The 18,028-nt window shown below is 48.6% G+C and carries 5 protein-coding genes and 7 rRNA genes; 11 read left to right on the plus strand and 1 reads right to left on the minus strand.

Going from position 1 to position 18,028, the window contains the following annotated elements; all coding sequences use genetic code 11:
- Nucleotides 1–82 precede the first annotated feature (82 nt).
- From ccoG to HER31_RS15890, 10 genes are all read left to right on the plus strand, one after another.
- Complete coding sequence (gene ccoG, locus HER31_RS15845) at nucleotides 83–1,501, plus strand: cytochrome c oxidase accessory protein CcoG (protein ID WP_168662015.1); 1,419 nt, start codon at nucleotides 83–85, stop codon at nucleotides 1,499–1,501.
- 402 nt (nucleotides 1,502–1,903) lie between these two features.
- Nucleotides 1,904–3,460: ribosomal RNA gene (locus HER31_RS15850) — 16S ribosomal RNA — on the plus strand.
- Nucleotides 3,461–3,776: 316 nt separating this feature from the next.
- Nucleotides 3,777–6,663, plus strand: a 23S ribosomal RNA gene (locus tag HER31_RS15855).
- An 81-nt stretch (nucleotides 6,664–6,744) separates the two neighbouring features.
- Nucleotides 6,745–6,859: ribosomal RNA gene (rrf, locus tag HER31_RS15860) — 5S ribosomal RNA — on the plus strand.
- Between the two features lie 60 nt (nucleotides 6,860–6,919).
- A 5S ribosomal RNA gene (rrf, locus tag HER31_RS15865) occupies nucleotides 6,920–7,034 on the plus strand.
- Nucleotides 7,035–7,981: 947 nt separating this feature from the next.
- Nucleotides 7,982–9,538, plus strand: a 16S ribosomal RNA gene (locus tag HER31_RS15870).
- A 316-nt stretch (nucleotides 9,539–9,854) separates the two neighbouring features.
- A 23S ribosomal RNA gene (locus tag HER31_RS15875) occupies nucleotides 9,855–12,743 on the plus strand.
- 81 nt (nucleotides 12,744–12,824) lie between these two features.
- A 5S ribosomal RNA gene (gene rrf, locus HER31_RS15880) occupies nucleotides 12,825–12,939 on the plus strand.
- The 16S, 23S and 5S rRNA genes sit together here, the layout of an rRNA operon.
- Before the next feature lie 547 nt (nucleotides 12,940–13,486).
- Nucleotides 13,487–15,253 carry an AMP-dependent synthetase/ligase gene (locus tag HER31_RS15885; RefSeq protein ID WP_168663413.1) on the plus strand — a complete coding sequence of 589 codons (1,767 nt, stop codon included), beginning with the start codon at nucleotides 13,487–13,489 and terminating at the stop codon, nucleotides 15,251–15,253.
- 88 nt (nucleotides 15,254–15,341) lie between these two features.
- Nucleotides 15,342–15,737, plus strand: coding sequence for an acyl-CoA thioesterase (locus tag HER31_RS15890; protein ID WP_168662017.1), 396 nt, complete (start codon nucleotides 15,342–15,344; stop codon nucleotides 15,735–15,737).
- Between the two features lie 56 nt (nucleotides 15,738–15,793).
- Here HER31_RS15890 and mtnC read toward each other — a convergent pair whose 3' ends face one another.
- Nucleotides 15,794–16,471, minus strand: a complete 678-nt coding sequence (mtnC, locus tag HER31_RS15895; protein WP_168662019.1) for an acireductone synthase — start codon at nucleotides 16,469–16,471, stop codon at nucleotides 15,794–15,796.
- A gap of 289 nt (nucleotides 16,472–16,760) precedes the next feature.
- Here mtnC and HER31_RS15900 point away from each other — a divergent pair, with 289 nt between their 5' ends.
- Entirely contained in the window at nucleotides 16,761–18,026 is a 1,266-nt protein-coding gene (locus tag HER31_RS15900) for a mechanosensitive ion channel family protein (protein ID WP_168662021.1), read from the plus strand.
- Nucleotides 18,027–18,028: the final 2 nt, after the last annotated feature.

Consider the following 18,028-nt stretch of genomic DNA (forward strand, 5'->3'; position numbering starts at 1 on the left):
ATTGAATGTGAATTCAACGCTTTTGCACAACCTTGACTGATATACTGCGATTTCTGAGCAGTAACTAGGAAGGTTCGTCAGTATGGGCCAGCAACAACACCCTCAAAAAAAGTCGCAAACGATCAAGGTGAAAACCGTAGACGTTGGAGATGTCGACCGTTTTAATCCGCGCAATCGCATCTACGTCCGCAAAACCGATGGGATCTGGACTCAACTGCGTCGTCGCATGGGGTGGGTAATGATGTTGTTGTTTCTTGTATTACCGTGGATTCCTTGGGGTGAGCGGCAAGCAGTGCTGTTTGATCTGGCTGAGCGCAAATTCCATGTGTTTGGGCTTACTATCTGGCCACAAGACCTCATTCTCCTAGCGTTCATCTTAATGATGGCTGCCTTCGGTCTATTCTTTGTTACCACCTTTCTTGGTCGAGTTTGGTGTGGCTACATGTGTCCACAGTCGGTTTGGACTTTTATATTCATTTGGTTCGAAGAGAAGATTGAAGGTGCGCGTAATAAACGCATCAAGATGGATAAAGCTCCATGGAGCTGGGATAAACTGTGGCGTAAAACCGCCAAACATAGTGCATGGATTGGAGTTTCACTACTAACATCATTAACGTTCCTTTCCTATTTCAATAGCACTAGCGATCTCTATATCGATTTCTTTAGCGGTAGCGCGACCTTTACCGTCTACTTCTGGGCTCTGTTCTTTACCGGAGCGACTTACGGAAATGCTGGTTGGATGCGTGAAATCATGTGCTTACACATGTGCCCGTACGCGCGCTTCCAATCGGTAATGTTCGATACCGATACCTTTATTGTTGGCTATAACACCGATCGAGGTGAAACTCGCGGTCCTCGCGGTCGTAAACAAGACCATAAAGCGTTGGGTCTGGGAGACTGTATAGACTGCAACCTTTGTGTTCAGGTGTGCCCTACAGGAATCGACATCCGTAATGGACTGCAATATGAGTGCATTAACTGCGGTGCTTGTATTGATGCTTGTGACGAAGTGATGACTAAGATGCACTACCCTAAGGGGCTGATTAGTTATACCACCGAACGAAATCTAAATGGCGGCAAGAGTAATGTGGCTCGACCTAAGTTGATCGGATACGGCGTTGCCTTTGCGGTGATACTGGCTGCCTTCTTCTATATGTTGGTAAACCTATCGCCACTGCAGTTAGATGTACTGCGAGATCGTAACAGTCTCTATCGAGAGAATGCATCCGGACTGATTGAAAACGTCTACACTTTGAAGTTGATTAATAAGAGTGAACAGCAGCAGATCTTTAACCTATCGCTGCTACAACTTGATGGTCACCAGTGGCAAGGGCCGCAACAAGTAGTAATTAATGGTGGTGAGGTGCTAACGGTACCAATCAGCATCGCTATCGAACCAGGTAGCTTAACTAAACCGGTAGTAACCGTCATATTTAAGCTAACCAATCCAACTACCAATGCGACAGTTGAACAAGAGTCTCGATTCTTTAGCCGTATTTAACCTATATCGGCCAACAAAACTCCATTGTGATTGAATTCCGTTCGGTCAGTGCAATCTTGCCGAAATAGGGGTTGCAGCTGATCTGAATCTCCCTATAATGCGCATCTGTCGACGGGGCACAGCCACTTACCAAGTAAGTCGCTGAGCATTAAATCGACACTCGGAAAAGCCTTTAAAAATAGAGCTTGACGGGGAAATAGGAAAGCGTATTATACGCCTCCTGCTTCGGCAACGAAGCCAAGTTCGCAAGAACTGCTCTTTAACAATTTGTCAGACAATCTGTGTGGGCACTCACGTAGAATTGAGAAATCATCATTTTCTCGATATTTACTGAGTGACTATACGAAATTCAGTATTCATTGAGTGTCTAGCTCTTAGGAGTTGGACAAAAAATCAAATCTTTAATTGAAGAGTTTGATCATGGCTCAGATTGAACGCTGGCGGCAGGCCTAACACATGCAAGTCGAGCGGAAACGATGATGATGAACCTTCGGGGGATTCATTAGGCGTCGAGCGGCGGACGGGTGAGTAATGCTTAGGAATTTGCCCAGTCGAGGGGGACAACAGTTGGAAACGACTGCTAATACCGCATACGCCCTACGGGGGAAAGGAGGGGACGCTTCGGCACCTTCCGCGATTGGATAAGCCTAAGTGAGATTAGCTAGTTGGTGAGGTAAGAGCTCACCAAGGCGACGATCTCTAGCTGGTTTGAGAGGATGATCAGCCACACTGGGACTGAGACACGGCCCAGACTCCTACGGGAGGCAGCAGTGGGGAATATTGCACAATGGGCGAAAGCCTGATGCAGCCATGCCGCGTGTGTGAAGAAGGCCTTCGGGTTGTAAAGCACTTTCAGCGAGGAGGAAAGGTCAACGGTTAATACCCGTTGGCTGTGACGTTACTCGCAGAAGAAGCACCGGCTAACTTCGTGCCAGCAGCCGCGGTAATACGAGGGGTGCAAGCGTTAATCGGAATTACTGGGCGTAAAGCGCATGCAGGTGGTTTGGTCAGTCAGATGTGAAAGCCCCGGGCTCAACCTGGGAACTGCATTTGATACTGCCAAACTAGAGTCCTTGAGAGGGGGGTAGAATTTCGGGTGTAGCGGTGAAATGCGTAGAGATCCGAAGGAATACCAGTGGCGAAGGCGGCCCCCTGGCAAGAGACTGACACTCAGATGCGAAAGCGTGGGGAGCAAACAGGATTAGATACCCTGGTAGTCCACGCCGTAAACGATGTCTATTAGGAGGTTGTTCCCTTGAGGAGTGGCTTCCAAAGCTAACGCATTAAATAGACCGCCTGGGGAGTACGGCCGCAAGGTTAAAACTCAAATGAATTGACGGGGGCCCGCACAAGCGGTGGAGCATGTGGTTTAATTCGATGCAACGCGAAGAACCTTACCTACTCTTGACATCCAGAGAAGCGACCAGAGATGGACGTGTGCCTTCGGGAACTCTGAGACAGGTGCTGCATGGCTGTCGTCAGCTCGTGTTGTGAAATGTTGGGTTAAGTCCCGCAACGAGCGCAACCCTTGTCCTATGTTGCCAGCACGTAATGGTGGGAACTCATGGGAGACTGCCGGTGATAAACCGGAGGAAGGTGGGGACGACGTCAAGTCATCATGGCCCTTACGAGTAGGGCTACACACGTGCTACAATGGTCAGTACAAAGGGTTGCCAACTAGCAATAGTGCGCTAATCCCATAAAGCTGGTCGTAGTCCGGATTGGGGTCTGCAACTCGACCCCATGAAGTCGGAATCGCTAGTAATCGTAGATCAGAATGCTACGGTGAATACGTTCCCGGGCCTTGTACACACCGCCCGTCACACCATGGGAGTGGGCTGCAAAAGAAGTGGGTAGTTTAACCTTTCGGGGAGGACGCTCACCACTTTGTGGTTCATGACTGGGGTGAAGTCGTAACAAGGTAGCCCTAGGGGAACCTGGGGCTGGATCACCTCCTTAAACGACATGATTACTTGTTTTGCGCTGAGTGTTCACACAGATTGTCTGAAATCATTAAGTCTTTGACTTAATGATTTTGGCTCGTTGTTCATTTATGAATGACATGCTCTTTAAAAATTTGGAAAGCTGATAAAATTTTCTCGAGAAACTGTAAGAGTTTCTAAATAAACAATCTTACAAGTGTCTAAAGATATCCGGCGTTACACCTCCTACCCGGAGCGTGTAACTAACGAAAACATTTGGTTGCGGCATATTACTAACAATGACTTGCAAGTTGTTGTCAGTATTGCGAAAGCAAGACCCCTTGGGGTTGTATGGTTAAGTGACTAAGCGTACACGGTGGATGCCTTGGCAGTCAGAGGCGATGAAGGACGTAGTAACTTGCGATAAGCGTAGATTAGGTAGTAACAACCGTTGAGTCTACGATTTCCGAATGGGGAAACCCACTTGCATAAGCAAGTATCATTAACTGAATACATAGGTTAATGAGGCGAACCTGGGGAACTGAAACATCTAAGTACCCAGAGGAAAAGAAATCAACCGAGATCCCCTAGTAGCGGCGAGCGAACGGGGGTTAGCCCTTAAGCATTTTAGAAGTTAGTGGAACAAGCTGGAAAGCTTGGCGATACAGGGTGATAGCCCCGTACACGAAAACGACTTTAGTGTGAAATCGAGTAGGACGGGACACGTGATATCCTGTCTGAATATGGGGGACCATCCTCCAAGGCTAAATACTCCTGACTGACCGATAGTGAACCAGTACCGTGAGGGAAAGGCGAAAAGAACCCCTGTGAGGGGAGTGAAATAGAACCTGAAACCGTGTACGTACAAGCAGTAGGAGCCCACTTGTTGGGTGACTGCGTACCTTTTGTATAATGGGTCAGCGACTTACATTCTGTAGCGAGGTTAACCGAATAGGGGAGCCGTAGCGAAAGCGAGTCTTAACTGGGCGTCGTAGTTGCAGGGTGTAGACCCGAAACCCGGTGATCTAGCCATGGGCAGGTTGAAGGTGCCGTAACAGGTACTGGAGGACCGAACTCACTAATGTTGCAAAATTAGGAGATGACCTGTGGTTAGGGGTGAAAGGCCAATCAAACCGGGAGATAGCTGGTTCTCCTCGAAAGCTATTTAGGTAGCGCCTCGTGTCTTACCATTGGGGGTAGAGCACTGTTTGGACTAGGGGGTCATCCCGACTTACCAACTCCATGCAAACTCCGAATACCAATGAGTACAATCACGGGAGACACACGGCGGGTGCTAACGTCCGTCGTGGAGAGGGAAACAACCCAGATCGCCAGCTAAGGTCCCAAAGTACTAGCTAAGTGGGAAACGATGTGGAAAGGCTTAGACAGCCAGGATGTTGGCTTAGAAGCAGCCATCATTTAAAGAAAGCGTAATAGCTCACTGGTCGAGTCGGTCTGCGCGGAAGATGTAACGGGGCTAAGCTAGTCACCGAAGCTGCGAATGCTTATTTATAAGCATGGTAGAGGAGCGTTCTGTAAGCCGTTGAAGGTGGATTGAGAAGTCTGCTGGAGGTATCAGAAGTGCGAATGCTGACATGAGTAACGTTAAAGGGAGTGAAAAACTCCCTCGCCGGAAGACCAAGGGTTCCTGTCCAACGTTAATCGGGGCAGGGTGAGTCGACCCCTAAGGCGAGGCCGAAAGGCGTAGTCGATGGGAAACGGGTTAATATTCCCGTACCGCTAATTACTGCGATGGAGAGACGGAGAAGGCTAGGCTAGCGCGGCGATGGTTGTCCGCGTTTAAGGTAGTAGGCTGTTCACTTAGGCAAATCCGGGTGAACATTAGGCTGAGAGCCGATGACGAGGTGCTACGGCACTGAAGTAGTTGATGCCATGCTTCCAGGAAAATCTTCTAAGCTTCAGGTAATTAGAGATCGTACCCCAAACCAACACTGGTGGTCAGGTAGAGAATACCAAGGCGCTTGAGAGAACTCGGGTGAAGGAACTAGGCAAAATGGTACCGTAACTTCGGGAGAAGGTACGCCGCTGACGGTGATGGGACTTGCTCCCTAAGCTATTGGCGGTCGCAGATACCAGGTGGCTGCAACTGTTTATCAAAAACACAGCACTGTGCAAACTCGTAAGAGGACGTATACGGTGTGACGCCTGCCCGGTGCCGGAAGGTTAATTGATGGGGTTAGACTTCGGTCGAAGCTCTTGATCGAAGCCCCGGTAAACGGCGGCCGTAACTATAACGGTCCTAAGGTAGCGAAATTCCTTGTCGGGTAAGTTCCGACCTGCACGAATGGCGTAATGATGGCCACGCTGTCTCCACCCGAGACTCAGTGAAATTGAAATCGCAGTGAAGATGCTGTGTACCCGCGGCTAGACGGAAAGACCCCGTGAACCTTTACTACAGCTTGGCACTGAACATTGAACCTACATGTGTAGGATAGGTGGGAGACTATGAAACTTTGACGCTAGTTGAAGTGGAGTCAATCTTGAAATACCACCCTTGTACGTTTGATGTTCTAACGTAGGTCCCTTATCGGGATTGCGGACAGTGCCTGGTGGGTAGTTTGACTGGGGCGGTCTCCTCCCAAAGAGTAACGGAGGAGCACGAAGGTTGGCTAATCACGGTTGGACATCGTGAGGTTAGTGCAAAGGCAGAAGCCAGCTTAACTGCGAGACAGACACGTCGAGCAGGTACGAAAGTAGGTCTTAGTGATCCGGTGGTTCTGAATGGAAGGGCCATCGCTCAACGGATAAAAGGTACTCCGGGGATAACAGGCTGATACCGCCCAAGAGTTCATATCGACGGCGGTGTTTGGCACCTCGATGTCGGCTCATCACATCCTGGGGCTGAAGTCGGTCCCAAGGGTATGGCTGTTCGCCATTTAAAGTGGTACGCGAGCTGGGTTCAGAACGTCGTGAGACAGTTCGGTCCCTATCTGCCGTGGGCGTTTGAGAATTGAGAGGGGCTGCTCCTAGTACGAGAGGACCGGAGTGGACGAACCTCTGGTGTTCCGGTTGTATCGCCAGATGCATTGCCGGGTAGCTAAGTTCGGAATCGATAACCGCTGAAAGCATCTAAGCGGGAAGCGAGCCTCGAGATGAGTTCTCACTGGAACTATAAGTTCCCTAAAGGGCCGTCGAAGACTACGACGTTGATAGGCAGGGTGTGTAAGCGTTGTGAGGCGTTGAGCTAACCTGTACTAATGACCCGTGAGGCTTAACCATACAACACCCAAGTGGTTTTGCGGATATCGCAGAGCTTGTGAGATTGTAGAGAAAGTCAGCTTACCAAATTTACGTTTTTTGTCTGATGACAATAGCGCTGTGGCCCCACCTGATCCCATGCCGAACTCAGTAGTGAAACGCAGTTGCGCCGATGGTAGTGTGGGAGTTCCCATGTGAGAGTAGGTCATCGTCAGACTCCAATTTAAGTTACGGCTCCTAGAGCGGTAGCGATGTTGCAATACATCACCCAGTTTTGTCTGGTGACAATAGCGCTGTGGCCCCACCTGATCCCATGCCGAACTCAGTAGTGAAACGCAGTTGCGCCGATGGTAGTGTGGGAGTTCCCATGTGAGAGTAGGTCATCGCCAGACTCGAATTTAGATTAAGCCCGTTCCGAAAGGAACGGGCTTTTTCGTGCTCGTTCAAAATATATGTTAATATTATTGCTATTAAATTGATTGTTCTAAATTAGATTGTTGCTATTGGCTCCTGCTATTTATTGTTAATTAAACCCGTTATTTAATAATGTCGTGATATAAGGCTGTAGTGTTATTTTTTTGCTTGAATAGTGAGCGTCTCATTTGATTGTTGCGGCCAATATTTCTACTAATAAAATCAACGCTTCTCACCTAATGTATATTGAACGAAACAATGGCAGTGAGAATATTTGAATTATTAGCTAACGGGCCACTTTCATATCTAGCAGTAGTAACGTTGGGGTATCGAAGTTTTAGTTTGATTTATGATTTCAGCAGATAGTGACTTTGAATTGCGCGCAAGATCTTTGGTTTGTAACTGCTTACTTACTGTACATCATCTATTTTTACTGTGATTGTTTTTTAATTACTACTACTTACTCTCGCCAGCTGATGCACCGCTAGTGAAGTTATTTATAGCCTTTCAAACACATATTTCATTTATTATTGCTGTAATAAACTACATTCAGCTCATAAATCATCCGCTTGAAAGCTTTATTTAAATAAGCGCTTGCGGCAGCAAAGAATCTCCCTATAATGCGCATCTGTCGACGGGGCACAGTCACTTACCAAGTAAGCTGCTGAGCATTAAATCGACACTCGGAAAAGCCTTTAAAAATAGAGCTTGACGGGGAAATAGGAAAGCGTATTATACGCCTCCTGCTTCGGCAACGAAGCCAAGTTCGCAAGAACTGCTCTTTAACAATTTGTCAGACAATCTGTGTGGGCACTCACGTAGAATTGAGAAATCATCATTTTCTCGATATTTACTGAGTGACTATACGAAATTCAGTATTCATTGAGTGTCTAGCTCTTAGGAGTTGGACAAAAAATCAAATCTTTAATTGAAGAGTTTGATCATGGCTCAGATTGAACGCTGGCGGCAGGCCTAACACATGCAAGTCGAGCGGAAACGATGATGATGAACCTTCGGGGGATTCATTAGGCGTCGAGCGGCGGACGGGTGAGTAATGCTTAGGAATTTGCCTAGTCGAGGGGGACAACAGTTGGAAACGACTGCTAATACCGCATACGCCCTACGGGGGAAAGGAGGGGACGCTTCGGCACCTTCCGCGATTGGATAAGCCTAAGTGAGATTAGCTAGTTGGTGAGGTAAGAGCTCACCAAGGCGACGATCTCTAGCTGGTTTGAGAGGATGATCAGCCACACTGGGACTGAGACACGGCCCAGACTCCTACGGGAGGCAGCAGTGGGGAATATTGCACAATGGGCGAAAGCCTGATGCAGCCATGCCGCGTGTGTGAAGAAGGCCTTCGGGTTGTAAAGCACTTTCAGCGAGGAGGAAAGGTCAACGGTTAATACCCGTTGGCTGTGACGTTACTCGCAGAAGAAGCACCGGCTAACTTCGTGCCAGCAGCCGCGGTAATACGAGGGGTGCAAGCGTTAATCGGAATTACTGGGCGTAAAGCGCATGCAGGTGGTTTGGTCAGTCAGATGTGAAAGCCCCGGGCTCAACCTGGGAACTGCATTTGATACTGCCAAACTAGAGTCCTTGAGAGGGGGGTAGAATTTCGGGTGTAGCGGTGAAATGCGTAGAGATCCGAAGGAATACCAGTGGCGAAGGCGGCCCCCTGGCAAGAGACTGACACTCAGATGCGAAAGCGTGGGGAGCAAACAGGATTAGATACCCTGGTAGTCCACGCCGTAAACGATGTCTATTAGGAGGTTGTTCCCTTGAGGAGTGGCTTCCAAAGCTAACGCATTAAATAGACCGCCTGGGGAGTACGGCCGCAAGGTTAAAACTCAAATGAATTGACGGGGGCCCGCACAAGCGGTGGAGCATGTGGTTTAATTCGATGCAACGCGAAGAACCTTACCTACTCTTGACATCCAGAGAAGCGACCAGAGATGGACGTGTGCCTTCGGGAACTCTGAGACAGGTGCTGCATGGCTGTCGTCAGCTCGTGTTGTGAAATGTTGGGTTAAGTCCCGCAACGAGCGCAACCCTTGTCCTATGTTGCCAGCACGTAATGGTGGGAACTCATGGGAGACTGCCGGTGATAAACCGGAGGAAGGTGGGGACGACGTCAAGTCATCATGGCCCTTACGAGTAGGGCTACACACGTGCTACAATGGTCAGTACAAAGGGTTGCCAACTAGCAATAGTGCGCTAATCCCATAAAGCTGGTCGTAGTCCGGATTGGGGTCTGCAACTCGACCCCATGAAGTCGGAATCGCTAGTAATCGTAGATCAGAATGCTACGGTGAATACGTTCCCGGGCCTTGTACACACCGCCCGTCACACCATGGGAGTGGGCTGCAAAAGAAGTGGGTAGTTTAACCTTTCGGGGAGGACGCTCACCACTTTGTGGTTCATGACTGGGGTGAAGTCGTAACAAGGTAGCCCTAGGGGAACCTGGGGCTGGATCACCTCCTTAAACGACATGATTACTTGTTTTGCGCTGAGTGTTCACACAGATTGTCTGAAATCATTAAGTCTTTGACTTAATGATTTTGGCTCGTTGTTCATTTATGAATGACATGCTCTTTAAAAATTTGGAAAGCTGATAAAATTTTCTCGAGAAACTGTAAGAGTTTCTAAATAAACAATCTTACAAGTGTCTAAAGATATCCGGCGTTACACCTCCTACCCGGAGCGTGTAACTAACGAAAACATTTGGTTGCGGCATATTACTAACAATGACTTGCAAGTTGTTGTCAGTATTGCGAAAGCAAGACCCCTTGGGGTTGTATGGTTAAGTGACTAAGCGTACACGGTGGATGCCTTGGCAGTCAGAGGCGATGAAGGACGTAGTAACTTGCGATAAGCGTAGATTAGGTAGTAACAACCGTTGAGTCTACGATTTCCGAATGGGGAAACCCACTTGCATAAGCAAGTATCATTAACTGAATACATAGGTTAATGAGGCGAACCTGGGGAACTGAAACATCTAAGTACCCAGAGGAAAAGAAATCAACCGAGATCCCCCTAGTAGCGGCGAGCGAACGGGGGTTAGCCCTTAAGCATTTTAGAAGTTAGTGGAACAAGCTGGAAAGCTTGGCGATACAGGGTGATAGCCCCGTACACGAAAACGACTTTAGTGTGAAATCGAGTAGGACGGGACACGTGATATCCTGTCTGAATATGGGGGGACCATCCTCCAAGGCTAAATACTCCTGACTGACCGATAGTGAACCAGTACCGTGAGGGAAAGGCGAAAAGAACCCCTGTGAGGGGAGTGAAATAGAACCTGAAACCGTGTACGTACAAGCAGTAGGAGCCCACTTGTTGGGTGACTGCGTACCTTTTGTATAATGGGTCAGCGACTTACATTCTGTAGCGAGGTTAACCGAATAGGGGAGCCGTAGCGAAAGCGAGTCTTAACTGGGCGTCGTAGTTGCAGGGTGTAGACCCGAAACCCGGTGATCTAGCCATGGGCAGGTTGAAGGTGCCGTAACAGGTACTGGAGGACCGAACTCACTAATGTTGCAAAATTAGGAGATGACCTGTGGTTAGGGGTGAAAGGCCAATCAAACCGGGAGATAGCTGGTTCTCCTCGAAAGCTATTTAGGTAGCGCCTCGTGTCTTACCATTGGGGGTAGAGCACTGTTTGGACTAGGGGGTCATCCCGACTTACCAACTCCATGCAAACTCCGAATACCAATGAGTACAATCACGGGAGACACACGGCGGGTGCTAACGTCCGTCGTGGAGAGGGAAACAACCCAGATCGCCAGCTAAGGTCCCAAAGTACTAGCTAAGTGGGAAACGATGTGGAAAGGCTTAGACAGCCAGGATGTTGGCTTAGAAGCAGCCATCATTTAAAGAAAGCGTAATAGCTCACTGGTCGAGTCGGTCTGCGCGGAAGATGTAACGGGGCTAAGCTAGTCACCGAAGCTGCGAATGCTTATTTATAAGCATGGTAGAGGAGCGTTCTGTAAGCCGTTGAAGGTGGATTGAGAAGTCTGCTGGAGGTATCAGAAGTGCGAATGCTGACATGAGTAACGTTAAAGGGAGTGAAAAACTCCCTCGCCGGAAGACCAAGGGTTCCTGTCCAACGTTAATCGGGGCAGGGTGAGTCGACCCCTAAGGCGAGGCCGAAAGGCGTAGTCGATGGGAAACGGGTTAATATTCCCGTACCGCTAATTACTGCGATGGAGAGACGGAGAAGGCTAGGCTAGCGCGGCGATGGTTGTCCGCGTTTAAGGTAGTAGGCTGTTCACTTAGGCAAATCCGGGTGAACATTAGGCTGAGAGCCGATGACGAGGTGCTACGGCACTGAAGTAGTTGATGCCATGCTTCCAGGAAAATCTTCTAAGCTTCAGGTAATTAGAGATCGTACCCCAAACCAACACTGGTGGTCAGGTAGAGAATACCAAGGCGCTTGAGAGAACTCGGGTGAAGGAACTAGGCAAAATGGTACCGTAACTTCGGGAGAAGGTACGCCGCTGACGGTGATGGGACTTGCTCCCTAAGCTATTGGCGGTCGCAGATACCAGGTGGCTGCAACTGTTTATCAAAAACACAGCACTGTGCAAACTCGTAAGAGGACGTATACGGTGTGACGCCTGCCCGGTGCCGGAAGGTTAATTGATGGGGTTAGACTTCGGTCGAAGCTCTTGATCGAAGCCCCGGTAAACGGCGGCCGTAACTATAACGGTCCTAAGGTAGCGAAATTCCTTGTCGGGTAAGTTCCGACCTGCACGAATGGCGTAATGATGGCCACGCTGTCTCCACCCGAGACTCAGTGAAATTGAAATCGCAGTGAAGATGCTGTGTACCCGCGGCTAGACGGAAAGACCCCGTGAACCTTTACTACAGCTTGGCACTGAACATTGAACCTACATGTGTAGGATAGGTGGGAGACTATGAAACTTTGACGCTAGTTGAAGTGGAGTCAATCTTGAAATACCACCCTTGTACGTTTGATGTTCTAACGTAGGTCCCTTATCGGGATTGCGGACAGTGCCTGGTGGGTAGTTTGACTGGGGCGGTCTCCTCCCAAAGAGTAACGGAGGAGCACGAAGGTTGGCTAATCACGGTTGGACATCGTGAGGTTAGTGCAAAGGCAGAAGCCAGCTTAACTGCGAGACAGACACGTCGAGCAGGTACGAAAGTAGGTCTTAGTGATCCGGTGGTTCTGAATGGAAGGGCCATCGCTCAACGGATAAAAGGTACTCCGGGGATAACAGGCTGATACCGCCCAAGAGTTCATATCGACGGCGGTGTTTGGCACCTCGATGTCGGCTCATCACATCCTGGGGCTGAAGTCGGTCCCAAGGGTATGGCTGTTCGCCATTTAAAGTGGTACGCGAGCTGGGTTCAGAACGTCGTGAGACAGTTCGGTCCCTATCTGCCGTGGGCGTTTGAGAATTGAGAGGGGCTGCTCCTAGTACGAGAGGACCGGAGTGGACGAACCTCTGGTGTTCCGGTTGTATCGCCAGATGCATTGCCGGGTAGCTAAGTTCGGAATCGATAACCGCTGAAAGCATCTAAGCGGGAAGCGAGCCTCGAGATGAGTTCTCACTGGAACTATAAGTTCCCTAAAGGGCCGTCGAAGACTACGACGTTGATAGGCAGGGTGTGTAAGCGTTGTGAGGCGTTGAGCTAACCTGTACTAATGACCCGTGAGGCTTAACCATACAACACCCAAGTGGTTTTGCGGATATCGCAGAGCTTGTGAGATTGTAGAGAAAGTCAGCTTACCAAATTTATGTTTTTTGTCTGATGACAATAGCGCTGTGGCCCCACCTGATCCCATGCCGAACTCAGTAGTGAAACGCAGTTGCGCCGATGGTAGTGTGGGAGTTCCCATGTGAGAGTAGGTCATCGTCAGACACTTATTTAGAGAAAGCCCGTTCCGAAAGGAACGGGCTTTTTCGTATCTGCACCAAAATGATTGAAGCTGCCACGACATGAGGCAGACTGCAGTTAGCTCAAAGCCCGCCCCGAAAGGAGCGGGCTTTTTCGTATCTGCGCCAAAATAGTTGAGGCCGCCACGACATCAGCTAGGCTACAGTTAGCTCGAAGCCCGCGCCGAAAGGGGCGGGCTTCTTCGTGTTTTGATACTTGCTCAAGCGGTTACTTAAACTGCGAACACTCTTTGGCATAAGCCTTTAGATGAGCATAAAGTCACATATCAACAGTGTCTATTTTTCTTAAGTCGGACTTGTCCTAATTTGTTGTTGGCTGCTTTCAATGCTATTTGCTGATTTCGTGAACTGTGGCGTTACTATTTGGCAGCAACAGTGCTGATCTGCTCTGTTTTCGCTGATATTCATGTTATAAAGCGAACGCTTGTACGCTCAATCTTAACAAACCCTCAGGAGTTAGTGTGAAAACACCATTAGAGCAGTTTCATCTGGTGACCTTGTTGCGTCAACGGATGCAGGAGATGCCCGATGCCCCAGCGTTGCGTTATCAATCTGATAACCAGTGGCAAGATATTAGCTGGCAGCAGTTCGGTCTATTTGCTGATGGGATCTCACGTGCACTGTTAGCGTTAGGACTTGAGGTACAAGACAAGATCGCGATCTTTGCACAGAATAGCCCTCAATGGACCATTGCCGATATCGCTGCGGCACAAATTCGTGCGGTCAGTGCGCCAATTTACCCAACCAATACCACTGAACAGAGTGCGTACATTATCAATGACTCTGGGGCTAAAGTACTTTTTGTTGCAGGGCAAGAGCAATATCAAAAAGCGCTAGCTATTGTCGCTGATTGTCCGCAGCTACAACACATCGTGTTGATGGATAAAGAGTTAGCGAAGGTAGACTGTGCTATCGCAATTCACGGTTGGCAGGAGTTGTTGGATGGTGATCACCACCATCTCCAAGCTGGCTTGGACGCTCGTATTGATGACGTGCACCTTGATGATCTGTTTACCCTTATCTACACCTCAGGTACTACAGGTGAACCCAAAGGGGTAATGCTGGACTCGCGTAACTTTGCCAGCGCTATTCGTCAGCACTGCGAGTTTATTCCGTTCCATAAAGGTGATGTTTCACTAGCGTTCCTACCTCTGTCTCATGTCTTTGAACGTGCATGGACGGTATATGCACTAAGCCAAGGTGGAACCAATGCATATTTGCTTAACCCTGGTGATGTTCAAGGCGCATTAACTGAGGTTCGGCCTCATGCGATGGCTGCAGTACCGCGTCTGTATGAGAAGATCTACTCGGCGGTAATGGATAAGGTCAATCAAGCACCTAAATCACGACAACGTCTGTTTCATTGGGCATTACAGCAGGGCTTAAATCACTTCCTCAAGGATCAAGGCGAGATGCGCTTTGGTCCGTGGCGAACACTTAAGTGGATATTGGCTGACCGACTGGTGTTGTCGAAGATCCGCAATAACTTAGGTGGGCGGTTAAATATGATGCCCTGTGGCGGTGCGGCATTGGATCCTCAGGTTGACCGCTTCTTCCAATCGGTTGGCTTGACTGTAATCTGTGGTTACGGCATGACCGAAACTACTGCGACGATCTCTGCCAGTCGTCCGGGTAATATTGGTATCGGTGCCAACGGTACCCCATTAGCAGATGTCGAAGTTAGAATAAGCGATAACGATGAGATTCAGGTTCGTGGTGATACGGTCATGCGGGGTTATTACAATCGTCCCGACGCTGATGCTGAAGCTTTTACTGAAGATGGTTGGTTACGAACCGGTGATTGCGGTCGTTTAGACGAGCGTGGTCGGTTGGTGATTACCGATCGCATCAAAGAGCTAATGAAAACCTCGAACGGCAAGTATATTGCGCCGCAGCGAGTTGAAGGCATGGTTGCCCGTGAGCCGATGGTAGAGCAAGTAGCTATTATTGCTGACGCTCGTAACTACGTTTCCGCATTGATTGTGCCTGCCTTTGAGGCGTTGGAGCACTGGGCTAAAGAACGTAACATCACCTACAAAGATAAGTTAGAGCTGCTCGAAAATAGTAAGGTTATCGCACTGTTTGAGGAACGCCTTAAAGAGGTTCAACACGAACTGGCTAAATTCGAGCAGGTTAAGAAATTTACCCTGATGAACCGTGAGTTTTCAATGAAGCTTGGTGAAATCACACCGACGATGAAACTACGCCGGAAAGTGATCAATCAGCGTTTTGCTGCTGAGATTGAACAGATGTATAAGAAGGTCGTTCGACCAGAGTAATCTTCACATCTAACTAAAAGGCTCCCAAGTGGAGCCTTTTTTGATGTAGCTTGAACAACATATCGACATATAAGGTAAGGACGGCTTGATGTTCGAGTTACAGCTAACCCCGCGATTCATGGAAACCGATGCGTTGGGGCACATCAACAACACGGTGATACCAGTGTGGTTTGAAGAGGGGCGGACGCCGATCTTTGAGCTGTTTGTTCCTACGCTTGATCTAAAACGTTGGAACCTTATTTTGGCTAAGATCAGCGTCGATTTTGTGGCTCAGATTTATTACGGCTCACCGGTCTTGATACAAACCAGCATCAGTAAGATCGGAAACAGTTCATTTGAGGTTGCCCAGCAGGTGGTGCAAGACGATAAGGTCGTTGCTCAAGGTTTGGCGGTAATGGTGCACTTCGACTACGAGCATCAACGTGCAGCGCCAATACCTACAGATATTCGCACTAAGATGACAGAACACCTGCAACTGGCATAAATCTGAAACAAATAAGGGCGCCACTAATGGGCGCCCCTGTTGTAACGATTAATCGGTTACAGTTTGATGGTATCGAAGCTGTTGTGAACGCTGTGCTTACCGGTAAACAGACCATCCTTACGAACCATTTGTAAGGTTTGGATACCGGCTTCAGCGGCGGCATTAAGCTCTTCTAGGTCATCAGATACAAACAACACCTGACGTGGCCATAACGAGATGGTATTGAGAATGTTCTTGTAGGCTTGTACGGTTTTTTTCTGACCTAAGTTAGTGTCAAAGTGACCGTAAAACAGGTTGCTGAGATCACCTTGCTCGCTGTAACGGAACAGCAGTTCCTGTGCGTCTGCTGAGCTAGATGAATAGCTGTAAAGGCGTTTACCCTGTTGCTGCCACTGTTGCAGTGCCGTTGCGGCATCCGCAAAGATATGCCCCTGATAGTCACCCTTCAGGTAACCTTGCTGCCAGATCAGTCCTTGCAAGGTTTTAAGTGGCGTCGCTTTGTTATCGTGCTCAATCCACTCTAACAGCAACGATGTGATTTGCGCTAAATCGGCGTTGTTTTGGTTGCTGATCCGACGCACGTCTTGCAGTAATGCGGCAACAGTAAAATCGTTATGATGCTCTTGCAAAAAAGTAGGTAAGGCCTCGGCAGAGTATTGAAACAACACCTCCTTGATGAAGGAAAAATCGGTAGTCGTACCGGCGGTGTCGACAATAATTGCTTGAATTCCCATGTGTTACTTCCTAGTTGGCGCAGTAAAGACTAAATAGCTGAAACAACACTGTTAACGGTAATGTGCTGCCATATGCTGCTCTGATCGATCGTCGACGTGTCAGTGTTACCTACCATCGAAGCGCGATAATCAGTAGTGATTATGCTGCAATTGTAAGTTGAATGTGACAGTTGGAAAACCCCTATTTGATTTAACTGATTAATATCAATCGAAAACGGTTCATCGCTATCTTTTTGCTGGTGAATTTGTATTCTGATTTGAGCATTTTGTTTCTAAGGGTGGGGTGGGGATGGTATTGCAACAGCAGTTTAGCCAATGGTTAACCGGTCTTGGTATACCTGTTAGTGCCGACGGGCCATTGTTAGCATTACTATTGGTTTCGGTATTGATGGTTGTTGCTTGGCTCTCACAGCGAATCAGTTTGGCGATAGCCAGCGGTCTAATGACCAAGTTAAGTCTTCGACTCACAGGACCATGGCAGCGTGGGCTCAAAAAGTATCGTGTTCTACATAAAGCTGCTCGGTTGGTGCCTGTCGTGGTGTTTGGTTGGGGGCTACCGTTAACTGCGCAGCCGTGGCCATGGTTGCACCAGCAAACCGACAAGCTGCTGCAGCTATGGTTGTTAGTGGTTGTAGCCATGTTACTGTTTTCTGTATTGGACACCGCTTTTGATGCCTTAGTTAATCACAGTTTAAGCCGGCGTTTACCACTGCAAAGCATGGTGCAGCTGAGCAAACTGTTTCTGGTGTTGATCTGCCTTATTTTAGCACTGTCAGCGTTAATGGGGCGGTCGCCTCTATATCTATTGTCTGGTCTTGGTGTTGCTACTGGTCTGTTATTACTGATCTTTAGAGACACTATTCTCGGCTTTGTGGCTGGGATTCAACTCTCCATCAATGGCATGGTTAGCCGTGGTGATTGGGTTCAGATCGATCAGTTTGGTGCCGACGGTGATGTTATAGAGGTGAGCCTAACTACGGTTAAGGTACAGAACTGGGATAAAACCATCACTATGGTGCCGGCCTATGCGATGGTTTCCAATGCGTTTCGTAACTGGCGCGGTATGTCAGAAAGCGGCGGGCGCCGCATAAAAAGGTCATTACTGCTCGACCAACACTCGGTGGCATTTGTTGATGAAAAACTGTTAGTTCGGTTAGCAGAGATAAACCTATTAAAGCCCTACTTAGATTCAAAACATGTCGAGCTTGACCTAGCCAATGCGGCGCTGCCAAACCCACAGCAGCTAACCAATGGTCGCCGGTTAACAAATATCGGCTGTCTGCGCGCTTATCTGGTGGCTTATCTGAAACACCACCCTATGGTGCATCAACAATTGACGTTATTGGTACGTCAGTTAGCACCTTCGGCAGAGGGGCTACCTATTGAGATCTACTGCTTTAGTAACGACACCCGTTGGGAACAATATGAAGATCTGCAGGCAGATATATTCGATCACGCCTTGGCGATTTTACCGCAGTTCGAGCTACGCACTATGCAACAACCCACAGGGGCAGATATGCGTCAGCTAACTCGCGCCAATGTTGCAGTGGATTAAAG

Source organism: Ferrimonas lipolytica, assembly GCF_012295575.1.
GTDB lineage: Bacteria > Pseudomonadota > Gammaproteobacteria > Enterobacterales > Shewanellaceae > Ferrimonas > Ferrimonas lipolytica.

Excerpts from the sequence above, each read along its gene's own strand:
- ccoG (WP_168662015.1), top strand. The coding sequence starts at position 83 with ATGGGCCAGCAACAACACCCTCAAAAAAAGTCGCAAACGATCAAGGTG.
- HER31_RS15885 (WP_168663413.1), top strand. The coding sequence starts at position 13,487 with ATGCAGGAGATGCCCGATGCCCCAGCGTTGCGTTATCAATCTGATAAC.
- HER31_RS15890 (WP_168662017.1), top strand. The coding sequence starts at position 15,342 with ATGTTCGAGTTACAGCTAACCCCGCGATTCATGGAAACCGATGCGTTG.
- mtnC (WP_168662019.1), bottom strand. The coding sequence starts at position 16,471 with ATGGGAATTCAAGCAATTATTGTCGACACCGCCGGTACGACTACCGAT.
- HER31_RS15900 (WP_168662021.1), top strand. The coding sequence starts at position 16,761 with ATGGTATTGCAACAGCAGTTTAGCCAATGGTTAACCGGTCTTGGTATA.